At 61.2% G+C, this 3,606-nt stretch carries 2 protein-coding genes; one reads left to right on the forward strand and one right to left on the reverse strand.

Translation table 11 applies throughout. From position 1 onward, the window contains the following. Positions 1-1,103 precede the first annotated feature (1,103 nt). Positions 1,104-2,876, forward strand: coding sequence for a metallophosphoesterase family protein (locus tag PG887_RS21930; RefSeq protein ID WP_270822908.1), 1,773 nt, complete (start codon positions 1,104-1,106; stop codon positions 2,874-2,876). Between the two features lie 136 nt (positions 2,877-3,012). On the opposite strand, the gene PG887_RS21935 is transcribed toward PG887_RS21930, so the two are convergent. Further along, positions 3,013-3,606 (reverse strand): integrase core domain-containing protein (locus PG887_RS21935; protein ID WP_270822909.1); only part of this gene is annotated, 594 nt, incomplete at its 5' end.

The raw sequence follows: 3,606 nt of genomic DNA on the forward strand, positions 1-3,606 counted from the left end.
ATGACTCATGATGAACCCTTTTTCATGGCTCCAGATGACAAACATGATCTCATATCAGGGACTTGTTCGCACCTTCCTTAGCCCCAACACGTAAAGGGAACTGCGCCACACGCTTCCCTATCCCAGCTCAAGGTTCAATCGGCCTTTTTGTGCGTATTTTCGAGCCCCGAGGGCGTATCGGAGGCGCGGGGTTCGAGCGAATCAGTCAGCCACCGTCATGGCTACCGCAGGGGCTTGCGGCCGCCTCTGTGCCTGAGCATCTCATCCTGGATGTGCTGTTATGACTGACAGCGACCTTGCTCTATTTGAATCCTCAAGCTACCGCAATTTTCCTGCTGGAGAAAATGGATACACATGGGCTGAGTCACATTTTGACCGCCCAAAGGGGATTCGAGGGGATTCGAGGGGATCCGAGGGGATTCGAGGGGATTCAAGGGGATTCAAGGGAATTGTTGGCATCACCTCGGCAGAACAACCGCTTCGCGAGCTGCGCTCGCTCCTACAGTTGATCCAGATGACATCTGTGCATTTGGTGCTCGGTCAGGCAGCCCCGGCTTCTGGCTTTTGCCCTTAATCGCCGAAACTCGAAGCCGTCTGTCGGGCCGGGTGGCGGGGTGAACGGAATCGGTGCGCGGTCAGGATGACCGCAAAAGGGAGCGTCACGCCAGGGATGGCGTGTGGCTCCCGGCTGGTGGAGAGAACCCCAGAGCCCGGGGATTTCCCGACAGTCGGCATACGCCCAGCCGTAGGATTGTTAAGGACCGCGGATTCGGTCCTTACCCGCCCCCCCAACGGCAGGTTGGCAAATCGCCTCAGCCGACAGGGCGGAACCGGCCAAGTCGGAACTGAATCAAGCCGGAAACGGACAAACTCATCAATGAGTTAAGCCGAGATTAAGTCCCCTTCGACAAGCTCAGGGCGAACGGTTGCGCCGATGGCGGGTTCACCGAAACCAGCCGCCATCGGCCGGGTCGGGCAGCGGTCGACCGGCCCGGGCCGAGAGACAGGGAGACAGCCCTCGTCTCCCTGTCACACCAGCGTCATTTGGCTGTCATATTCCCCCTCTAGAGTCAGTACTCCAAAAACAAGAAGGGAGTTCCATAATGCGCTCGGGATTGGTTTTATCTGCACTGACAGCGGCCCTGTTGCTGGCGGGCTGTGGCGATGATGAGGCCGAAACAGCGGCCCCGCAAAGCGTGGTCAAGATTGGCGTCATCAGTGACGTGCATGTGTTCGATGCGGTCAAGCTGGGCGGGGTGCCGGGTGAGCCAGCCTATGAAGAGGCCATCGGCAAGGATCGCAAGGCCTTCTTGCAGAGCCAGGCCCTGGTGCAGTCGGCGCTGGATCGTCTGGTCGCGGCGGGCAATCAGGTCATTCTCATCACCGGCGATCTGACCAAGGATGGCGAACAGTACTCCCATGAGTGGTTGCGCGAGGCGATTTCCCAGGTGCAGGCCAAGGGCGTCAAGGTGCTGCTGATCCCCGGCAATCACGATATGAACAACCCCTATGGCACGAACGGCTCCATCTTCCTCGAGCAGAACAGTCTGGGGGCCGAGGTCGGATCCATAGCGCCTTATATGGAGCACACCGACGGTACGCCGCTGTATGACGTGCCACGCTTCGACCGCTTCTATGCCGACTTCGGCTTTAAGGATGCGGTGGCGCGGGATGAACACTCCTTCTCCTACGTCAGCGAGCCGGTGCCCGGCCTTTGGGTGCTGGCGCTGGATCTGGCCAATAGCTCGCTGCCGGAGGCGACCAGCAACTGGTCCACGGAGGCCGGACGGCAGGACTATCCGCCAACCGGCGGCTCGCTGCTGGCGCCGCAACGGGCGCAGACCTGGGCCTGGGTCAAAACCATGGCCGAGCGCGCCAAGGCCGAGGGCAAGGTGCTGCTGACCATGAGCCACTTTGGCGGCATCGAACACTTTACCGGCCAGAACCTGCTGATCCCGGACTATGTGCTGGATGGCGCGGGCAAGGCCTCCTACCTGCAGGGATTGCAGTGGTCGCCCTATGTCGAGACCTTCACCGCCGCCGATGGCAGCACCGGGCAGATCACCTATCAGACCAGCAGCGAATACGTGTCGCGGGCGCTGGCCGAGGCCGGGGTGAACCTGCTGCTGACCGGCCACTTCCATGCCAACGACATAGCGCGCCGCGATTATGGCAATGGCAACTTCCTGATCGACATCGAGACCGGGGCCACCGTCAGCTATCCCGCTTCCATGCGGCAGCTGGTGCTGGATTTGCCGGCCAAGACCCTGAGCGTGAATACCGATATCGAGGCGGTGCAAGCCGAGGTGCCGGAGGCCGATCTCGAAGGGCTGGTCGATGCCATGGCGGATAACCTGCTGGCGGCTCTGGGGCTGGAGGTGCCGGATTCGCTGGCCAATCTGCTGGATTCCCTGCTGCTCAAGCGGCCGCTGTGGAGCCTGATGTGCGACCTCTATCTGGTCGGTCAAGGGCTGGACCCGCAGGCCGATCAGGCGCAAGGGGAGGCGGCCATGCTGGCGGCGCTGCCGAGCGGCGTGACGAAAGACGAACTGCAGGCCACCACCCTGACCACGCTCATCTCCACCCTGCTCAAGGCCCACTATGCCGGGGATGAGGGCAGCAATCCGGCGCTCGGTGCCAGTCAGCGCTTTGCCATCGGCTGGCTGACCCAGGTCAATGCCACTCAGTTGCAGGCGCTGATGACGGCGCAGCTCACCGCCATGCAGTTGCAAGGTCAGGTGCCCGACAGCGTGCTGGCCCAGTTCAGCCAGATGGTGCCCCTGATCGGCCTGGTCGGTTACGGCGTGGTCAATGATCCGACCCCGGATCGCAACGTCCGCATCGACCTGACCACCGGCACCCTGCAAGCCCAGTAACTCCCTCGCAAGCAACCCCTGCTCACCGACCGGCGGCCCCTCGCCGGTCATTCTTTGGCTCTTCACCCTGAATTCATCACCTAAGGAAGGTGCGAATAAGCAGCGTTTTTCAAGATAGTTGTCGTGTAAACCTGTTTTAAGCTGCCTGTTTTTGCTCTGGTTCTGCCCGCTCAGGATTCAGCATCACGGCGCCGATCGGTGTCCAATTTCGCGTCTTGCCACTCCACCTCGATGGGTGTTGCGCCGGTGCGGCCTGGTACACTGCATCCCGTTTCGCCAGCAAGAGCTTATCTTCGCCCCGATGCCGTTCTCCCGGGGTGACGAAGCGAATTCGGCTATGCCGGTGCTCGTCGTTATACCAGGCCACAAAGTCACGCACCCACTCCCTGGCGGCCTCCAGACTGGCGAAGCCGTCTGATGGCCACTGTGGGCAGTACTTCAGCGTTCGGAACAACGACTCCGAGTACGGATTATCGTTGCTGACCCGCGGTCGTCCCCGCGAGGGCGTGACACCCAGGTCATGCATCTTGGTCAGCAGCGTGACCGACTTCATCGGCGCGCCGTTGTCCGAGTGCAAGACCAGTGGCTGCTTCCAGCACTGTTCACGCAACACGCTCCGTTGCAGCAGGGCTGCCGCTTGTTCGCCGCACTCCTGCTCATGCACTTCCCAGCCCACCCCTTTGCGGCTGTAGATGTCCTCTATCAGATAGAGGTAGTAATACTGGCCGCG

Source organism: Aeromonas sp. QDB14, assembly GCF_027707845.1.
GTDB lineage: Bacteria > Pseudomonadota > Gammaproteobacteria > Enterobacterales > Aeromonadaceae > Aeromonas > Aeromonas caviae.

Bases quoted from the DNA above. Each gene is read 5' to 3' on its own strand.
- PG887_RS21930 (WP_270822908.1), top strand. From the start codon at position 1,104: ATGCGCTCGGGATTGGTTTTATCTGCACTGACAGCGGCCCTGTTGCTG.